Annotated in this window: 1 protein-coding gene; it reads left to right on the top strand. The window is 39.0% G+C overall.

The window, feature by feature from the left end; genetic code table 11:
* On the top strand, positions 1–228 hold a 228-nt coding region (locus SB679_RS26665), incomplete at both ends, for a discoidin domain-containing protein (protein WP_410705477.1).

Raw genomic sequence — 228 nt, 5'->3', positions numbered from 1 at the left:
CTGGGTGAAGTTTCAACAATCAATGCCATTCAGATCAATTATGCAGATCAGGATGCTGAGTTCATGGGGAAAACCTTAGGGAAAATGCATCAATATAAAATCTATGGCTCTAATGATGGTAAGAAGTGGAAAGTGATTGTGGATAAAAGCAAGAATACAAAAGATGTCCCTCACGATTATGTTGAGCTTGAGCAGCCTGCAAAAGCCCGTTTCCTTAAAATGGAAAAC

This window comes from Chryseobacterium sp. SIMBA_029 (genome assembly GCF_046535275.1).
In the GTDB taxonomy this organism is placed as follows: Bacteria; Bacteroidota; Bacteroidia; order Flavobacteriales; family Weeksellaceae; genus Chryseobacterium.
The sequence above is the reverse complement of the archived record's forward strand: the minus strand, read 5'-3'. Positions and strand labels throughout refer to the sequence as shown.